At 71.8% G+C, this 16,379-nt stretch carries 17 protein-coding genes; 9 read left to right on the top strand and 8 right to left on the bottom strand.

The window, feature by feature from the left end; genetic code table 11:
• Positions 1–3: 3 nt before the first annotated feature.
• Positions 4–663, bottom strand: a complete 660-nt coding sequence (nucS, locus tag IT780_RS12770; RefSeq protein ID WP_199511712.1) for an endonuclease NucS — start codon at positions 661–663, stop codon at positions 4–6.
• A 59-nt stretch (positions 664–722) separates the two neighbouring features.
• Here nucS and IT780_RS12765 point away from each other — a divergent pair, with 59 nt between their 5' ends.
• From IT780_RS12765 to IT780_RS12740, 6 genes are all read left to right on the top strand, one after another.
• The gene (locus tag IT780_RS12765; protein WP_199511711.1) at positions 723–1,349 is read left to right on the top strand and encodes a DUF4126 domain-containing protein; all 627 of its coding nucleotides are present in this window, start codon (positions 723–725) and stop codon (positions 1,347–1,349) included.
• An 8-nt stretch (positions 1,350–1,357) separates the two neighbouring features.
• The gene (locus IT780_RS12760; RefSeq protein WP_199511710.1) at positions 1,358–2,713 is read left to right on the top strand and encodes a hypothetical protein; all 1,356 of its coding nucleotides are present in this window, start codon (positions 1,358–1,360) and stop codon (positions 2,711–2,713) included.
• Between the two features lie 103 nt (positions 2,714–2,816).
• Positions 2,817–5,453, top strand: coding sequence for an FtsK/SpoIIIE domain-containing protein (locus tag IT780_RS12755; RefSeq protein WP_199511709.1), 2,637 nt, complete (start codon positions 2,817–2,819; stop codon positions 5,451–5,453).
• Positions 5,440–6,177 carry a hypothetical protein gene (locus IT780_RS12750; protein ID WP_199511708.1) on the top strand — a complete coding sequence of 246 codons (738 nt, stop codon included), beginning with the start codon at positions 5,440–5,442 and terminating at the stop codon, positions 6,175–6,177. Before IT780_RS12755 ends, IT780_RS12750 begins: the two co-directional genes overlap by 14 nt.
• A 14-nt stretch (positions 6,178–6,191) precedes the next feature.
• Entirely contained in the window at positions 6,192–7,037 is an 846-nt protein-coding gene (locus IT780_RS12745; protein WP_199511707.1) for an ABC transporter ATP-binding protein, read from the top strand.
• Positions 7,034–7,822, top strand: a complete 789-nt coding sequence (locus IT780_RS12740) for an ABC transporter permease (protein WP_199511706.1) — start codon at positions 7,034–7,036, stop codon at positions 7,820–7,822. The genes IT780_RS12745 and IT780_RS12740 overlap by 4 nt, the downstream gene beginning before the upstream one ends.
• Before the next feature lie 6 nt (positions 7,823–7,828).
• Here the strand turns inward: IT780_RS12740 and IT780_RS12735 are convergent, their stop codons facing one another.
• Positions 7,829–8,683: a 3-hydroxyacyl-CoA dehydrogenase family protein gene (locus tag IT780_RS12735; protein WP_199511705.1), complete on the bottom strand. Its 855-nt coding sequence runs from the start codon at positions 8,681–8,683 to the stop codon at positions 7,829–7,831.
• A 140-nt stretch (positions 8,684–8,823) separates the two neighbouring features.
• On the opposite strand from IT780_RS12735, the gene IT780_RS12730 reads away from it, so the two are divergent.
• On the top strand, positions 8,824–9,180 hold the full coding sequence (locus IT780_RS12730) for a hypothetical protein (protein WP_199511704.1): 357 nt from the start codon (positions 8,824–8,826) through the stop codon (positions 9,178–9,180).
• Between the two features lie 5 nt (positions 9,181–9,185).
• On the opposite strand, the gene murA is transcribed toward IT780_RS12730, so the two are convergent.
• Positions 9,186–10,472 (bottom strand): UDP-N-acetylglucosamine 1-carboxyvinyltransferase, encoded by a 1,287-nt coding sequence (gene murA / locus IT780_RS12725; protein WP_199511703.1) that lies wholly within the window; start codon positions 10,470–10,472, stop codon positions 9,186–9,188.
• 117 nt (positions 10,473–10,589) lie between these two features.
• Between murA and IT780_RS42655 the strand changes: the two genes are divergently transcribed.
• Positions 10,590–10,715, top strand: coding sequence for a hypothetical protein (locus IT780_RS42655; protein ID WP_267910004.1), 126 nt, complete (start codon positions 10,590–10,592; stop codon positions 10,713–10,715).
• 67 nt (positions 10,716–10,782) lie between these two features.
• Positions 10,783–11,361, top strand: coding sequence for a cob(I)yrinic acid a,c-diamide adenosyltransferase (locus IT780_RS12720; RefSeq protein ID WP_199511702.1), 579 nt, complete (start codon positions 10,783–10,785; stop codon positions 11,359–11,361).
• Between the two features lie 196 nt (positions 11,362–11,557).
• Here the strand turns inward: IT780_RS12720 and IT780_RS12715 are convergent, their stop codons facing one another.
• From IT780_RS12715 to IT780_RS12695, 5 genes are all read right to left on the bottom strand, one after another.
• Entirely contained in the window at positions 11,558–12,025 is a 468-nt protein-coding gene (locus IT780_RS12715) for a DUF2550 domain-containing protein (protein WP_199511701.1), read from the bottom strand.
• 9 nt (positions 12,026–12,034) lie between these two features.
• Positions 12,035–12,316 carry a F0F1 ATP synthase subunit epsilon gene (locus IT780_RS12710; protein ID WP_199511700.1) on the bottom strand — a complete coding sequence of 94 codons (282 nt, stop codon included), beginning with the start codon at positions 12,314–12,316 and terminating at the stop codon, positions 12,035–12,037.
• Between the two features lie 211 nt (positions 12,317–12,527).
• Complete coding sequence (locus IT780_RS12705; RefSeq protein WP_199511699.1) at positions 12,528–13,700, bottom strand: LCP family protein; 1,173 nt, start codon at positions 13,698–13,700, stop codon at positions 12,528–12,530.
• 307 nt (positions 13,701–14,007) lie between these two features.
• The gene (atpD, locus tag IT780_RS12700) at positions 14,008–15,450 is read right to left on the bottom strand and encodes a F0F1 ATP synthase subunit beta (RefSeq protein ID WP_233412722.1); all 1,443 of its coding nucleotides are present in this window, start codon (positions 15,448–15,450) and stop codon (positions 14,008–14,010) included.
• Positions 15,450–16,379 (bottom strand): F0F1 ATP synthase subunit gamma, encoded by a 930-nt coding sequence (locus IT780_RS12695; RefSeq protein ID WP_199511697.1) that lies wholly within the window; start codon positions 16,377–16,379, stop codon positions 15,450–15,452. The genes atpD and IT780_RS12695 overlap by 1 nt, the downstream gene beginning before the upstream one ends.

The following is a 16,379-nucleotide window of genomic DNA, read 5'->3' as shown; positions in this document are numbered from 1 at the left end:
GAGCTAGAAGAGAGTGAGCTCGTTGCGTTCCATGCCGCGGAGCTTGTCGTAGTCGACGACGACGCACCGGATGCCGCGGTCGGTCGCCAGCACCCGGGCCTGGGGCTTGATCTCCTGCGCCGCGAACACGCCCTGCACCGGCGCGAGCAGCGGGTCGCGGTTCATCAGCTCCAGGTACCGGGTGAGCTGCTCCACCCCGTCGATCTCGCCGCGCCGCTTGACCTCGACCGCGACCGAGCCGCCGGCGGCGTCCTTGAGCAGCAGGTCGACCGGGCCGATCGCGGTCATGAACTCGCGGCGCACCAGCGTGTGGCCCTCGCCGAAGGTCTCCGGGTGGGCGGCCAGCAGCTCCTGCAGGTGCGCCTCGACGCCGTCCTTGACCAGCCCCGGATCCACGCCCAGGTCGTACGAGGTGTCCTGGAAGATCTCCTCCAGGGTGATCCGCAGCTCCTCGCCGGCCTTGTTGACCACCTTCCAGACGCCCGGCGCCTCCTGCAGCTTGCAGGGCGGGCTCATCCAGTTCAGCGGCTTGTACGCCCGGTCGTCGGCATGGATCGACACCGACCCGTCCGCCTTGACCATGAGCAGGCGCACGGCCGGCGGCAGGTGGGCGGAGAGACGGCCGACATAGTCCACGGAGCACTTCGCGATGACCAGACGCACCGCACGAGGGTAGCCGTCGCTTCCGGGCGGGGCGAGCGCGGCGGTGCCATGCTGAGATCGTGCTCGAAGCGCTCACCGGTAGCGGCCTGGCGGCATCCGCCGGGCTGAACGCGTACATTCCCCTGCTCACGATGGGTCTGCTGGCCCGGTTCACCGACACGATCGAGCTGCCCGGCGGGTGGCAGTGGCTCTCGAACGGGTGGGTCATGCTCATCCTCGCCGTGCTGCTCGCGGTCGAGGTCGTCGCCGACAAGGTGCCGGTGGTGGACCACGTGAACGACGTGGTGCAGACGGTGGTCCGGCCGACCGCGGGCGGCCTCGCGTTCGGCGCGGGGTCGACCTCGGAGACCGTGACCGTCTCCGACCCCGGCGCCTTCTTCGGCTCGCACCAGTGGGTGCCGGTCGCCGCGGGCGTCCTCATCGCGCTCTGCGTCCACGGGCTCAAGGCCGCCTCGCGACCGGTGGTCAACGCGACCACGGCCGGCGTGGGCGCCCCGGTGGCCAGTACGGCCGAGGACTTCACCAGCATCGTGCTGTCGGTCCTCGCGATCCTGTTGCCGGTGCTCGTCCTCCTCGGCCTCGTGCTGCTCGTGCTCGCCGCGGTGTGGGTGTTCAGGCGACGTCGGCGGCGCAAGCGGGAAGGCCGGCGTTCAGAGGGTGTCGGTACGCAACAACTCTTTGGTTGACTCCTGCGGTGCCCGCGATCGCCGTTCCCGCCTTCGCCCTGACCTGGTGGCTGGGTTGCTACCTGCTCGGGCGTGATCCCACCCGCGTCGTGCTCTGGCGGGCGGCGGGGGCGCTGGGGGCGTACGCGCTGGCCGTCGCCGCGTGGACGGTCGCGCCCGGCTCCCCGGCCGCCCGGGTGCTGCTGTGCGTACCGGCGCTGTGCTGGGCGGGCGTGGCGACGGCCCTGCTGCCCCGCGAGGCGCCCGAGCGGCGGCAGGTGAACCAGGGCTGGGTGTTCGTGTCCGCGCTGTTCCTGGTGCTCGCCGCGGTGCTGCCCGGCGTCGGCAAGCTGGTCGCGCTGGCACCGCTCGCCGGGGCGACCGTCCTGCTGCTCCGCTACCGCGACAAGGTCCGTCCGGGGCCGCTGCCGATCGCGCTCGCGGCCGCCGCCGCCCTGTACGCGGTCGCCCTCGCGGGCCTGCTAGCCCCCGTGGACCTCGGCTCGCCGGAGCTGGTGCTCGCCACCGTGGGCCTCGACCTGCTGCTGCTCGGCTATCTCGTGGCGGTGCACGACGCGGCGGAGACCGGCGAGCGGCTGCTGCCCGACCTGCGTCGCTCGCTGGTGGCCGCGGTGGTGGCGGGTCTGCTCTGCGGCGGCCCGGCGGCGCTGACCATGCTCGCCGCCCCCGGCCTGCGAGTGGTCACGGTGCTGCAGTTCGTGCTGGTCGCAATGGTGATGGGCGCGGTGGGGCTGGCCGGCCTGCTGCGCGGCGGCCTGGACCGGGTCGCGTTCCTGCAGGACGAGCGCCTGCGTGCCGAGCGGTCCGCGCTGCTGCTGGCCGCCGAGGCGCTGCCCCGGCGCCGGGAGCGGCACCGGATGATCGCGCTCAGCGAGGACGAGTTCAAGCAGCTGACCCGTCGCGCCCTCGAGGACTTCGCCGACGTGGGGCGGCTGCTGCGCAACCCCCTGGTCGACCTGCCGACCGTGGACCGGCGGCTGCACGCGCGCGGCGCCGGGGTCGCGGACCAGCCGCTCGTACGGGTCGCCGAGCTGCGGGCCGTCCTGGCGGAGCACGTGACCCGGCTCAAGCCCGCCGGCTCGTTCGGCACCACGGACGAGTGGCGGTTCTACAACGCCCTGCACTACTGCTGCGTGCTGGGGCTGCGGCCGTACGACCGGGCGCCGCAGTCGGAGGGCCTGGACCGCGACGCCCGGCAGGCGCTCGACTGGTTCCGGCGGTACGTGCCGCGCCGCAGCCTGCACCGGTGGAAGACCGAGGGGGCGGATCTGGTCGCGGCGCGGCTCTGGCGGGACCTGGTCAGCGCCGATCCCCGCTGGCTGTCCCGGGCCGGCGCGGCGAAGCCCGCACTCCGGCCCCGGTGAACACCGGCCACCCCGGGGCGCGGTGAACGCGACACACCGCCCAAGAGGTCGATTAAATGGCCAAAGTGGTTAAAATCCCCCAACGTGGACAACGGGGGGTGGAGTGGGTCAGCGCAACGCACTGGTCGCCGTCGTCCGGCAGGAGCTGGCCGAGGCGCGCGGCACCGCCCGAGCCGTGCTGGCCGCCGCCGAGTCCGCCCGTAACGAGGCCCAGCGCCGGCGACGGCTGATCCGGGACGCGTACTCGACCTGCCTCGCCCAGCTGGCCGAGGCCCGGGAGACCGCCCGGCAGGACATTCTGCGGCGGACCCGTACCGAGGCCGCCACGCTCACCCGCAACGTCGAGTCCCTGGCCGCCCTGAGCGCCCCGGGCGCCGCCGGCACGTCGTGGCGCTACTGGACCCCGACCGAGCCCGACCGGGTGGGCCGGCCCGGCCTGCTGCGGATCGGGACGGTCGCGTACGAGGCCGGCGAGGAGCGGACGAAGCTGCCCGCGCTGGTGCCGTTCCTGGACCACGCCCACGTCAACGTCCTCGGCGACCAGCCGTCCGCGGACGGGCTCATCTCGGGCCTGCTGCTGCGCGCGCTGGGCACGACCCGCCCCGGCGACGTGCGCGTCAGCGTGTACGACCCCGAGCAGCTCGGCGGCACGCTGGCGGCCTTCGCCCCGCTGGGCAACGCGGGGCTGCTCTCCTTCGTCACACCGGGCGGGCTCGGGGCCGCCCTGGACGAGCTGGTCGAGCACATCTGCCGGGTCAACGAGACCGTGCTGGCCGGCGAGTACCTGTCGCTCGCCGAGCTGACGGCCGCGACCACCGGCCCCCGGCCCGAGCCGTGGCGGATCATGGTGCTGCTCGTCGACCGCGCCGACGACCTGACCGACGCCCAGCGCGCCCAGCTGCACCGGATCGTGCGGACCGGCGTGGCCTGCGGCGTACACCTGATGGTCCGGGGTCTGGAGCTGGCCCCGCACCCGACCGTGGAGCGCGTCGCCGTGCGCGGCCAGTCCGCGGCCTGCGACACCACCGGCGAGCTGACCGTCACGCTCGACACCCCGCCACCGCCCGAGCGGATCACGGGCTTCTGCCGGAGCACCGCCGAGCGGCTGCGGCAGGGCCCGCCCCCGGCCAGCTTCGCCGACCTGCAGCCGAAGAAGATCTGGACCGAGTCGTCCGCGGCCGGGCTGCTGGCGCCCATCGGGGACAGCACCGACGGCTCGCTGATCGAGGTGCCGCTGGGCGACGACCCGCCGCACGCGCTGATCGGCGGCCCGTCCGGCTCCGGCAAGACCAACCTGATCTACGCGTGGATCGGCTCGCTCGCCAGCCGCTACGGCCCCGGCGAACTCGCCCTCTACCTGCTCGACTTCAAGGAGGGGGTGTCGTTCGCCCGGTTCGCGCCGGGCCCGCGGGACCCGAGCTGGTTGCCGCAGGTCCGGCTGGCCGGCATCAACGTCAACGGTGACCGCGAGTTCGGCCTGGCCATGCTGCGCCACCTCGGCGAGGAGCTGCGGGCCCGGGCCCAGGCCGCCAAACGGTACGAGGCCACGAAGCTGTCCGAGCTGCGGGCGGAGGACCCGGGCGGGCACTGGCCCCGGATCGTCGCGGTGATCGACGAGTTCCAGGTGCTGCTCGCCGGCCGCGACGCGCTCGCCGAGGAGGCCGTGACGCTGCTGGAGGACCTGGCCCGGCGCGGCCGCTCCCAGGGCATCCACCTCGTGCTCGCCTCCCAGGACGTCTCCGGCATCGAGGCGCTGTGGGGCCGCTCCGGCCTGATCGGGCAGTTCACGCTGCGGATCGCGCTGCCCAAGGCGCGCCGGATCCTCGCCGACACCAACCTGGCCGCCGCGGTCATCCCGCGCTTCCACGCCGTCGTCAACGCCGACTCGGGCGTCGCCGGCGCCAACCACGTGGTCCGGCTGCCCGACGCGAGCGACCGGTCCGCGTGGCGCACGCTGCAGCACAAGCTCTGGCGGGCCCGTACGCCCAGCTGCACGCCCCCGCGCCTGTTCGACGGCGACGCCGTGCCGCGGCTGCCCGACACGTACCGGCCGTCGGGGCGGGTGCCGGACGCGAGCGCGGACGTGGGCTCCTCCCCCGGCGCCGTGCTGGGTGAGCGGATCGACGTGGCTGCCCGTCCCGCCCGGCTGCGGCTGGGCCGGATGCCGGGGCGCAACCTGGCGGTGCTCGGGACGCGTACGGACGAGGCCTGCGACGTGCTCGCCGCCGCCGCGCTGTCCCTGGCCGCGCAGGGGCCGGCCCGGTTCAGCATCACCTGCCTGGACCCGGGGGCGGAACGGGCCGCCGCGCGGCTGGTGGCCGAGCTGCCCCAGGCCGACTGGTACGGCCCCCGCGACCTCGACGAGCTCTTCGCCGGGTCCGCCCCGGACGGCATCCCGCATTACGTGCTCGGGTACGCCTGGGACGCGGCGGGACCGGCGTACCGGGAGCGGCTGCGCGCGCTGCTCGCCGACGGCCCCGAGCAGCGCCTGCACGTCCTGGGCTGGTGGCGTTCGGTGGCCCGGCTGCGTGACGACCTCGGCGGCGTCGGCGCGCGGCTGGACACGATCGGCGCCTGGGTCGCCCTCGACGTGCAGGGCCCCGAGCTGAGCCCGCTCTCCCCGCAGCCCGGCGGCCCGGTCTGGTACCCGCGCCGGCGCCGCGCGCTGTTCTTCGACCGCTCCGTCCACCGCCATCCGGAAGTGATCATCCCGTACGAGGTGAACAGTGACCACACGTGACCGCGACTACCAGCTCATGATGGCCGCGCTCGCCGACGTGGCGCGGCGCCGGGACGCCGAGCTGGAGAACGCCGAGCAGGCGTACCAGACCAGCGCCGCCCAGGCCGCCGGGGAGCTGGCCCGGGCCGAGGGCGACGCGGCGGACGCGGACCGCTGGGCGGGGGCCGCGGCGGCCCAGGTGCTCGACGTGGACCGGGAGGCGGCGCGGCTCTGGGACCAGCTGCGCCGGGCTCGCGGGATGCGCGTACGGGCCCTGGGCGAGGTGCCGGAACCGGCTGCGGTCGAGGCGCTGCCGCGTGTGGCCCTGGAACGGTCACCCGGCTCGGGAGCATTGGCGCCCGCGCCCCGCCAGTCGGCCCGGACGCTGCTCGCCCGCGCCGCGGAACGTATCGACGTGACGGCCCGGCCGGCCGAGCGGCGCTCGCTGCCCCGCTGGGCGTTGCCGCTGCTGCCGCTGGTGGGCGCGCTGGTCGCGGGGCTCACCGGGCTCATCGCGGCGGGGCTGGTCACGGTCGGGGACTCCGCGGCGGCCGGCGGTACGGTGTTCCGCGGCCTCGGCTGGCTGGCGTTCCTGGTCGCGCCGTCGGCGGGCGTACCCGTGGCGGCCCTGTTCTCGCACCGGCGCCTGAACGCCCGGCTCGACATCGGCGGCATCGGGCTGACGCTGATGGGCGGGATGCTGGCCGCCACGGTCCTCTCGGTGACCTTCGCCGCCAGCCGCTGAGCTAAGTTCCCTCCATGAGGGACGGGGCAGCGATCGAAGTCAGGGGCCTGCGCAAGGTCTACGGCGGCACACCCGCGGTGGACGGCGTGGACCTCACGGTGCCCGCCGGCGAGATCTTCGCGCTGCTCGGCCCGAACGGCGCGGGCAAGACCACCACCGTCGAGATCCTCGAGGGCTACCGCAAGCGCGACGGCGGCGAGGTCAGCGTGCTCGGCATCGACCCGGTCGCCGCGGACGCCGCCTGGCGGTCCCGGGTCGGCATCGTGCTGCAGGGCACGGGCGAGTTCGACGAGCTGACGGTCGGCGAGGTGGTGAGCCACTTCGCCCGCTTCTACCCATCGCCCGACGACCCCGCCGCGGTGATCGCGCGGGTCGGGCTGACCGGCAAGACCCGCGCCCGGACGCACACCCTCTCCGGCGGCCAGAAGCGGCGGCTCGACGTGGCGCTGGGCATCATCGGCCGGCCGCAGCTGCTCTTCCTCGACGAGCCGACCACCGGTTTCGACCCGGAGGCGCGGCGCGAGTTCTGGGAGCTGATCCGCGACCTGGCCGGCGGCGGCACCACCATCGTGCTGACCACGCACTACCTGGAGGAGGCCGAGGCGCTGGCCGACCGGGTCGGCGTCATCGCGGGCGGGCGGCTCATCGCCGTGGACACCCCCCGTGACCTCGGCGACCGCGACTCCGCGCCGGCGACCGTGTCGTGGCGTACGCCGGAAGGGGTCTGGGAAAGCGCCCGGAGCGCGACGCCGACGGCGCTGGTGGCCGACCTGGCTTCGCGCTACGGCGGCGAAGTCCCGGGCCTGACGGTGACCCGGCCGACCCTTGAGGACGTCTACCTGGAGATGATCTCCGCATGAAGCTGCAACTGGGACTGAGGCAGGGTGTGCTGGAGGTCCGGCAGTTCCTGCGCAGCCGGGAACAGGTCGTGTTCACGCTCGCGTTCCCGGCGATCATGATCCTGGTGTTCGGCTCGATCTTCACCGGCGACATCGGCGGGGGCGTGAAGTTCACCCAGTACTTCGTCACCGGCATGATCGCGACCGGGCTGATGACCGCCGGCTTCCAGGCGCTGGCCATCCAGATCCCGATGGAACGCGACCGCGGCGTGCTCAAGCGCCTGCTCGGCACGCCGATGCCGCGCTGGGTCTACTTCGCCGGCAAGGTGCTGATGGTCGCCTTCATCGCGGTCCTCGAGACGGTCATCCTGCTCACGGTCGCCACGCTGCTGTTCGGGCTCGACCTGCCGGACACGGCCGGCCGGTGGCTGACGTTCCTGTGGGTGTCGGCGCTGGGCATCACGGCGTGCACGCTCTGCGGGGTGGCGTTCTCGTCGCTGGCGCGTACGGGCCGCAGCGCCCCGGCCGTGGTCACCCCGGTCGCGCTGATCCTGCAGTTCATCTCCGGGGTGTTCTTCGTCTTCACGAGCCTGCCCGGCTGGATGCAGAACCTGGCGTCGATCTTCCCGCTCAAGTGGATGTGCCAGGGCCTGCGCGCGGTGTTCCTGCCCGCCTCCTTCGGCTCGCAGGAGCCCGGCGGCTCGTACGACCTGCCGAAGGTGGCGCTCGTGCTCGGCGTGTGGTGCCTGGTGGCCCTCGTGCTGTGTCTCACCACGTTCCGATGGACCACCAGGCGCGACGGCTGACGCTCGCTACACCTCGTACGTGTAGAAGCCCTTGCCGGTCTTGCGGCCGAGGTCGCCGGCGGTGACCATGCGCTGCAGCAGCTCCGGCGGGAAGAACTTCTCGTCCGCGGTGTCGCGGTAGATGTTGCCGGCGGCGTTGAGCATCACGTCGAGGCCGGTGAGGTCGACGGTGGCGAGCGGGCCCATGGCGTGGCCGAAGCCGAGCTTCATCACGGTGTCCAGGTCGGCGGCCGAGACCACGCCCGACTCGACCAGCTGGATCGCCTCGACCAGCAGCGCCGAGAACAGCCGGTTGGAGACGAAGCCGGCCACGTCCCGCTTCACCTCGACGCAGGTCTTGCCGACCTCCTCGGCGAAGTTGCGGGCGCTCGCCAGCGTCTCGTCGGAGGTCTGGTAGCCGCGGACCAGCTCGACCAGCTTCATCATCGGCACCGGCGAGAAGAAGTGGATGCCGACGACCGACTCGGGGCGCTCGGTCACCGCCGCGATCTGCGTGATCGGGATGGCCGAGGTGTTGGTGCCGAGCACCGCGCCGGGCTTGCAGATCTTGTCCAGCGCCCGAAACACCTCGTGCTTGGCCTCGACCTTCTCGAAGATGGCCTCGACGACGACATCGGCGTCGGCGGCCGCCTCGAGCTCGGTGGTCGTGGTGATACGCCCGACGGTGGCGTCGGCGTCCTCCTGCGTGATCTTGCCCTTGGCGGCGAAGCGCCCCAGGGAGTCCCTGATCGCGGCGACGCCCCGCTGGAGCGAGGCCTCGTCCAGGTCCCGCATGGTGACCTGCCATCCGGCCTGAGCCGCCACCTGGGCGATACCGGAACCCATCAAGCCGGAGCCGATGACCGCAAGCCGACCCGCCATGTGTGCCTCTCCTTCGTCCGAGCCCACCGCTCACCTTTGAGCCGTTGGCCTCAGCCTAGCGGGCCCACTTAACGGAGACTCAGGGCCTCTATCGGGGCAAATCCAGAGAAATGGGCGCTCTGCGATGCCAGACTGTGCGCATGCCACCAAGCGACGGCTGGTACCTCCTCGGGCCCTTCATCGCCGTCGCCCTGGTCGGCTTCCTCGCCGCGATCTTCTGGCACATGGGCCTGCAATGGACCCGCACCGGCAACGACCCGCTGCGCGACCTGTACGAAGGCCTCGCGATCTTCGACTGCGGCGACGACTACGGGCTGCTCTGCCCCGCGGCGGTCACCGACGACCCCGGCATCGCCCGCGAGATCCGTACGCTGCTGCGCGCGGCCGGGATCCGCTCCACGTCGGCGACCCGCCCCGACGGGCGCCTGGTGGTGCTGGTGTTCCCCGAGGAGGCCGAGGAGGCCCGCCGGCTCGTCGGCGGCTCCCCGGCGCTCTGAAACCCCTAGAAGTCGTACGTCGGCTCGGTGACGACCGCGCGTTCCACGTCCACGCCGAGCTTCGCCAGGTCCGACACGAAATCCGGGTAACCGCGGTCGATGTGGTGCACCTCGCCCACCTCGGTGATCCCGTCGGCGCACAGGCCGGCGATCACCAGACCGGCGCCGGCCCGGATGTCGGTCGCCCGCACCGGCGCCCCCGACAGCCGCTCCCGGCCGTTCGTCACGGCGTGGTGCCCATCGGTACGGATGTCCGCACCGAGCCGCACCATCTCGTTCACGAACATGAACCGGCCGTCGAAGATGTTCTCGGTGATCAGCGACGAGCCCGAGCTCACCGCCGCCAGCCCGAGCGCCATCGGCAGCAGGTCCGTCGCGAACCCCGGGTACGGCAACGTCACGATGTCGACGGCCTTCGGGCGATCATCCATGCGTACGCGGAACAGGTTGTCGCCGGGCTCCACGACCGCGCCCGCCGAGACCAGCTTGTCCAGCGCGATCTCGAGATACTCCGGCCGTACGCCGTGCACCGTGACGTCCCCGCGGGTCATCGCCGTCGCGAAAGCCCACGTGCCGCCGACGATCCGGTCCCCGACCGTGGCATGCCGTACGGGCTTGAGCTCGTCGACCCCCTCGATCGTCAACGTCGACGTCCCGGCCCCGTCGATCCGCGCCCCCATCTCGGTGAGCATCTGACAGATGTCGACGATCTCCGGCTCCCGCGCCGCGTTGTCGATCTCCGTGACGCCCCGGGCCAGCACGGCCGCCATCAGGATGTTCTCGGTCGCGCCCACGCTCGGGAAATCCAGCCAGATCTTGCCGCCCCGCAGCCCCCGAGGAGCCGAGGCGATCACGAACCCGTGCTCGCCCGAGATGTCGGCACCCAGCCGCGCCAGCCCGGACACGTGCATGTCCAGCCCGCGCGACCCGATCATGTCGCCCCCGGGCAGCGCGACGCGCACATACCCCCGGCGGGCCAGCAGCGGCCCCAGCACGCAGATCGAGGCCCGCAGCCGCCGTACGAGGTCGTAGTCGGCCTCACTCCCCGGCTCGGCCGGCACGTCGATGACGGCTTCTCCGCCGTCGAACGACACGTCGCACCCGAGCCGGCGCAGCACCTCACCCATGATCGCGACATCGGTGATCCGGGGCACGTTCGCCACGACGCTGCGCCCCTCGGCCAGCAAAGCGACAGCCATAAGCTTGAGCGCAGAATTCTTGGCGCCGCCCACGGTGACATCCCCGGAGAGCCGCGCTCCGCCCTTCACCCGAATCACATCCACGCGCGCCATCGTATGGGGCCCGCCGGACGGACCCGGCACGGCGGGGGGCTCGGGCGCGCCTCGAGGGTCGCTCGAGGGGTCACCCAGCGCGGCAAGGACGCGCCCACGGACCGGCCGGACCGCGGGATGGGCTGGGCAGGCGGGCTGGCCGCGCCGGCCGCGGGCCGTCCGCAACGCGAGCTGGCCGGCCGCAGCGCGAGCTGGCCGGACCGCGGGTGGCCGGGCGGGCTGGCCCAGCGCGGTGCGGGCTGACCCGGCGAAAGCGGGGCGGGTGCGGCCGGGCGGTTCGCTCTCGGGCCGGGCTCCGTAGGGTGGGTCCATGGCCGTGCATCTCACCCGCATCTACACCCGTACCGGCGACGCCGGATCGACCCGCCTCGGCAACAACGAGGTGGCCGCGAAGACCGATCCGCGCATCGTCGCGTACGCCGACGTCGACGAGTGCAACGCGGCGCTGGGCGTGGCCCTCGCGCTCGGCGGCCTGGCTCCTGACATCAGGAGTGTGCTGACCGCCGTACAGAATGACCTGTTCGATGTGGGTGCGGACCTGTGCAATCCGCTGGCCGAGGATCCGCCGTACCCGCCGCTGCGGATCAAGGAGGCGTACGTGACGCGCCTCGAGGGCTGGTGCGACGAGTACAACGAGCAGCTGCCCGAGCTCGACTCCTTCATCCTGCCGGGCGGCACCCCGGGCGCGGCACTGCTGCACGTGGCCCGCACGGTGGCGCGGCGCGCGGAGCGGTCGGCGTGGGCGCTGATCGAGGAGGACCCGGAGCGGACCGGCCCGTTGCCGGCGAAGTACCTGAACCGCCTCTCGGACCTGCTGTTCATCCTCGCCCGTACGGCCAACGGCACCGCCGGCGACGTGAAGTGGGTCCCCGGCGGTACCGCGTCCTGACAGGACCGGCCAGCAGGCGGTGGGCCGGCAGCCCGGAGGCAGCCGGGCCCGTCAGGGCAGCCCGGCCGACGAAGTTGGCGGGCACGCCGAGGCAGGCCGGTCGACGAAGGCGGGCGGGCACGCCAAGGCAGGCCGGTCGACGAAGGCAGGCGGGCCGCCGTGGTGGATCAGAGGCAGAGCGAAACGGCCGGGATCGTCAGTTGTCAGCCGGGCGCGGCGTGATCACCGGGCGGGGGCCGACGCTGCCCGGCTGGCCGGGTGGCGCCGCCTCCAGCCAGGACAGGAAGCCGGTCACCGTCGATTCGGCCATGGCGATCTCGATGCCCGCGCCGCCCTGGCGGCAGAGGAGGATCACCCAGTGGCCCGGCATGGTGAGGCGTTCCGGGCCTTCCGGCAGGCGGCGGCATTCGACGGCGAGGGTTCGGCGGTCGAGGACGCGTTTGGGGCGGAAGGCGAAGCTGAACATGCGGTGGAAGCGCAGCTCGTCGCCGACGAACTGGGCGACGCCGGTGGACCAGCCCCGGCCCGGGACGAGCGTGCTGACCCGGACCTGGGCGCGAATGGTTCCGCCGCCGAGCATGAGCAGCCGGCGGCGGAAGAAGATCGCGAGGAGGACGAGCAGGAGCGCGGCGAGGCAGATTCCGACGATCTCCAGAATCCGCATCGCCGGGCGTCAGTGGGCGTCGGGGGTGGCGGGGGACGCGCTCTCGGCGAGGACGGTCACGCCGTTCGCGTCGACCGAGAGGAAGCCGCCGGTGACGTCGTAGGTGAGCTGATCGCCGCCGGCCAGCTTGACGCGGACCTGGGACGGCTCCTTCAGCAGGCCGAGGAGCGGCGAGTGGCCGGGCAGGACACCCAGTTCGCCTTCGGTGGTGCGCGCGACGACCATGTCGGCGTCGCCGGACCAGACCTTCTCCTCGACGGCGACGACCTGGACGTGCAGCTGCTTGGCCACGCTGTCTCCCTGTAAAAGCCTGCGGCCCCCGGTGAAGCGCGACTTCCGGTGCAGTGCCACCTGCGGTGAAGTGCGATCTCCGGTGAAAGCCTGCGGAACGCTGGTAAAGCCGGTGAACTCTGTAGAACCTGCGGATCTGCTTGCGCAAAGTCTAAACGGCCGGGTGACACCCCGTGGCGCCGGGTGGCGAGCGCCACTGCCGGTGCCGGCGTCAGAGCTTCTGGAGGAAGTCCGGGTTGCTGACCAGGAACGACGAGATGGTGTCGTCGTTGACGGACGCGAAGAAGTCCTCCGCGCTCGGGTCGAGTCCCTCGCCTATGTAGTCGCGGCCGTTGAACAGCGACTTGCCCGGCAGCTTCACCAGCGTCATGTCGTCCGAGCGCAGGTTGCGCAGGGCCAGGCCCCAGTCGACGACGTTGTGCCCGTTGCCGTCGAAGATGAGCGCGTCGCCGGCCGCGCGCAGCACCTGGTCGAGCTTGATGGGGTTGGTCACCACGTTCTTGCTGAGCGCCTGATCGGCCATGGCTTTGATGAACTGCTGCTGGTGCCGCTGGCGGTCGTAGTCGCTGCGGGGCAGGCCGTACCGCTGCCGGACGTAGTCGAGCGCCTGCCAGCCCTTGAGGTGGTACGTGCCCTTCTTGTACTGCGCCTGCGGCCCGATGTACGGGTGGGCGCAGCTGTTGTCGGCGCACTCGGGCCGGCGCGGGCGGGGCTTTCCGTCGGGCTGCAGGTGCTCGGACTTCACGTTCTGGTCGATCGTCATGGTGACGCCGCCCATGGCGTCCACGATCTCCTTGAACCCGTTGAAGTTGATGATCGCGCCGGCGTTGAACTTCTTGATGCCGGTGAGCTTGCCGACGGTCTTGGCGAGCAGGTCGAAGCCCTGTGCCACGTCGTGCTTGCCGCCGCCGATGCTGCTGCCGTACGACATCGCGGCGTTGATCTTCGACGTGCCGCCCTGGAAGCCGGTCTTGGAGAAGGGCGGGATCTCCACGCGCAGGTCGCGCGGGATGGAGAACATGTACGCCTGCTTCAGCCCCTTGGGGATGTGCACGACGATGATCGAGTCGGAGAGCGGCGCGGTCGTCGCGTCGCGCGGGTCGATGCCGACGAGCAGGATGTTGATCGGCCCCTTGATGTCGGTGACCGGCTCCTTCGTCGCCCCGCTGGCGGCGTTGCCGAAGAGGTCCTTGGTCTCCACGGCGCCCGCGTACCGGGACACGAGCACCTGGCTCGTGATCAGCACGCCGCCGCTGACGACCATCAGCACGCAGCCGAAGATCGCGCAGAGGCGCGCCCACAGGGGCGACCGCCGCCCGGTCCCCGGTTTCCCACTCTTCGCCACTAGCTCCCCAACCGCCGTCGATGGGTTGATCCGCGACATGATCGCAGGGCCGCGCCGTCAGCTCTGTCAAGAATATCCGAACAACGAAAGAAACTTTCAGGTCCGGATATCCCGGTACTGCGCAGTCAAACGGACAAAACGGGCCACAGGACACGCGTACGGGGCCCCGGAAAGCGTCGCCGACCTGCGGCAGCCGTCCGAACCACCCACCGCCGTCCAACCGGTCGAAGGATAGACGGGCCACACAAGCCGCTCGACGGACGAGGCGCGCGGAAAGGGCCTACGGGGGTACACAAGAGGCCGCGCCGACGATGACGTCGGCGCGGCCCCGTGGAATGCCGGTGGATCAGCCCTTCATGAGCTCGTGCGCGTTCTTCTCGAGGTCCTCGAGGCCACCGCACATGAAGAAGGCCTGCTCCGGGAACGAGTCGTACTCGCCCTCGCTGATCTTCTTGAACGCCTCGATGGTCTCCTTGAGCGGGACCGTCGAGCCGGGAACGCCGGTGAACTGCTCGGCGGCGTACGTGTTCTGCGAGAGGAAGCGCTCGATGCGGCGGGCCCGCTGCACCGTGACCTTGTCCTCCTCGGAGAGCTCGTCCATGCCGAGGATGGCGATGATGTCCTGCAGGTCCTTGTACTTCTGCAGGATTCGCTGCACCTCACGGGCGACCGCGTAGTGCTCGGCGCCGACGAACTCCGGCGCCAGGATCCGCGAGCTGGAGGCCAGCGGGTCCACGGCGGGGTAGATGCCCTTGTCGGAGATCGACCGCTCGAGGTTGGTGGTCGCGTCCAGGTGGGCGAACGTGGTGGCCGGCGCCGGGTCGGTGTAGTCGTCGGCGGGCACGTAGATCGCCTGCAGCGAGGTGATCGCCTTGCCGCGGACGGAGGTGATCCGCTCCTGCAGCTCGCCCATCTCGTCGGCCAGCGTGGGCTGGTAACCCACGGCGGACGGCATGCGGCCGAGCAGCGTCGACACCTCGGAACCGGCCTGGGTGAACCGGAAGATGTTGTCGATGAAGAGCAGCACCTCCTGGTTCTGGACGTCCCGGAAGTACTCCGCCATGGTCAGGGCGCTCAGGGCGACGCGCAGGCGGGTGCCCGGCGGCTCGTCCATCTGGCCGAAGACCAGCGCGGTCTTGTCGAGCACGCCACCCTCCGCCATCTCGAGGATGAGGTCGTTGCCCTCGCGGGTGCGCTCACCCACGCCGGCGAACACCGACGTACCACCGAAGTTGCGGGCGACCCGGATGATCATCTCCTGGATGAGCACCGTCTTGCCCACGCCCGCGCCGCCGAACAGGCCGATCTTGCCACCGCGCACGTACGGCGCGAGCAGGTCGAGCACCTTGATGCCGGTCTCCAGCATCTCGGTCTTCGGCTCGAGGTCGGCGAACGCCGGGGGCTTGCGGTGGATCGGCCAGCGCTCGGTGACCTGCAGCGTCTTCGGGTCGGCGTTGAGCACCTCGCCGAGGGCGTTGAACACGTGGCCCTTGGTCACGTCGCCGACGGGCACGGAGATCGCCGAGCCGGTGTCGGTGACCTCGGCGCCGCGGATCAGGCCGTCGGTGGGCTGCATCGAGATCGCCCGGATCACGTTGTCGCCCAGGTGCTGGGCGACCTCGAGGGTGAGCGTCTTGGTGCCCTCGGAGAGGGTCACGTCGACGTGCAACGCGTTGAAGATCTCGGGCATGGCGTCGCGCGGGAACTCGGCGTCGACGACCGGGCCGATGACCCGGACGACGCGGCCGACGCCGGTCTCCGTCTTGGTGGGCTCAGCTACAGCAGTCATCACACATCACTTCCCGACGTGGACAGCGCCTCGACGCCGCCGACGATTTCACTGATTTCCTGGGTGATCGAGGCCTGCCGCGCGGAGTTCATCTCGCGCGTGTACCGCTTCAGCAGGTCGTCCGCGTTGTCCGACGCGCTCTTCATCGCCCGGCGCCGCGACGCCGACTCGCTCGCCGCCGACTCCAGCAACGCCGCGTAGATCCGCGTGTTGAGGTACTTCGGCAGGAGCGCCTCGAGCAGCTCGTCGGCCTCGGGCTCGAACTCGTACGCGGCGCGCAGCCCCGGCTCGCGCTCCTTCTCCTCGACCTGCATCGGCGCCAGGAAGCGCGCCTGCGGGGTCTGGGTCATGAGCGACTTGAACTGGGTGCTGACGATGTGCAGCTCGTCCACGCCCTGGATGCCGTCGGGACCGTGGTGCTCCTCCGCGTCGTCCGCGCCGGAGACGAACGCCTCCAGCAGGGACTCCCCGATGTGGCGGGCGTCCTCGAAGGACGGTCGCTCGGAGAAGCCGGTCCAGCTGGCGGCGATCGGCCGGTTGCGGAACCGGTAGTAGCCGACGCCCTTGCGGCCGACGACGTACAGCGCCACGTCCTTGCCGTCCGCCCGCAGCCGCGAGATCAGCTGCTCGCAGGTGCGGATGGCGTTGGCGTTGTAGGCGCCGGCCAGGCCGCGGTCGCTGGTGATCAGCAGGACGCCCGCGCGCCGCACCCGCTCACGCGGCTGCAGCAGCGGGTTGTCGATCGAGGCGTTCGAGGCCAGCGCCGTCAGCACGTGCGTGATCGCCTCCGCGTACGGCTTGGAGGCGGTCACCCGCTCCTGCGCCTTGGCGATGCGGCTGGTGGCGACCAGCTCCTGCGCCTTCGCGATCTTCTTGGTCGACCGGACGGTGCGGATGCGCCGCCGGAGGGCCTGTACCTGACCGGCCAT

Source organism: Nucisporomicrobium flavum (genome assembly GCF_016464385.1).
GTDB classification, from domain to species: Bacteria; Actinomycetota; Actinomycetes; order Mycobacteriales; family Micromonosporaceae; genus Actinoplanes; species Actinoplanes flavus_A.
The sequence above is the reverse complement of the archived record's forward strand: the minus strand, read 5'-3'. Positions and strand labels throughout refer to the sequence as shown.

Coding starts and splice junctions, on each gene's coding strand:
- IT780_RS12745 (WP_199511707.1), top strand. CDS start 6,192: ATGAGGGACGGGGCAGCGATCGAAGTCAGGGGCCTGCGCAAGGTCTAC.
- IT780_RS12740 (WP_199511706.1), top strand. CDS start 7,034: ATGAAGCTGCAACTGGGACTGAGGCAGGGTGTGCTGGAGGTCCGGCAG.
- IT780_RS12735 (WP_199511705.1), bottom strand. CDS start 8,683: ATGGCGGGTCGGCTTGCGGTCATCGGCTCCGGCTTGATGGGTTCCGGT.
- IT780_RS12730 (WP_199511704.1), top strand. CDS start 8,824: ATGCCACCAAGCGACGGCTGGTACCTCCTCGGGCCCTTCATCGCCGTC.
- murA (WP_199511703.1), bottom strand. CDS start 10,472: ATGGCGCGCGTGGATGTGATTCGGGTGAAGGGCGGAGCGCGGCTCTCC.
- IT780_RS42655 (WP_267910004.1), top strand. CDS start 10,590: ATGGGCTGGGCAGGCGGGCTGGCCGCGCCGGCCGCGGGCCGTCCGCAA.
- IT780_RS12720 (WP_199511702.1), top strand. CDS start 10,783: ATGGCCGTGCATCTCACCCGCATCTACACCCGTACCGGCGACGCCGGA.
- IT780_RS12715 (WP_199511701.1), bottom strand. CDS start 12,025: ATGCGGATTCTGGAGATCGTCGGAATCTGCCTCGCCGCGCTCCTGCTC.
- IT780_RS12705 (WP_199511699.1), bottom strand. CDS start 13,700: ATGTCGCGGATCAACCCATCGACGGCGGTTGGGGAGCTAGTGGCGAAG.
- atpD (WP_233412722.1), bottom strand. CDS start 15,450: ATGACTGCTGTAGCTGAGCCCACCAAGACGGAGACCGGCGTCGGCCGC.
- IT780_RS12695 (WP_199511697.1), bottom strand. CDS start 16,379: ATGGCCGGTCAGGTACAGGCCCTCCGGCGGCGCATCCGCACCGTCCGG.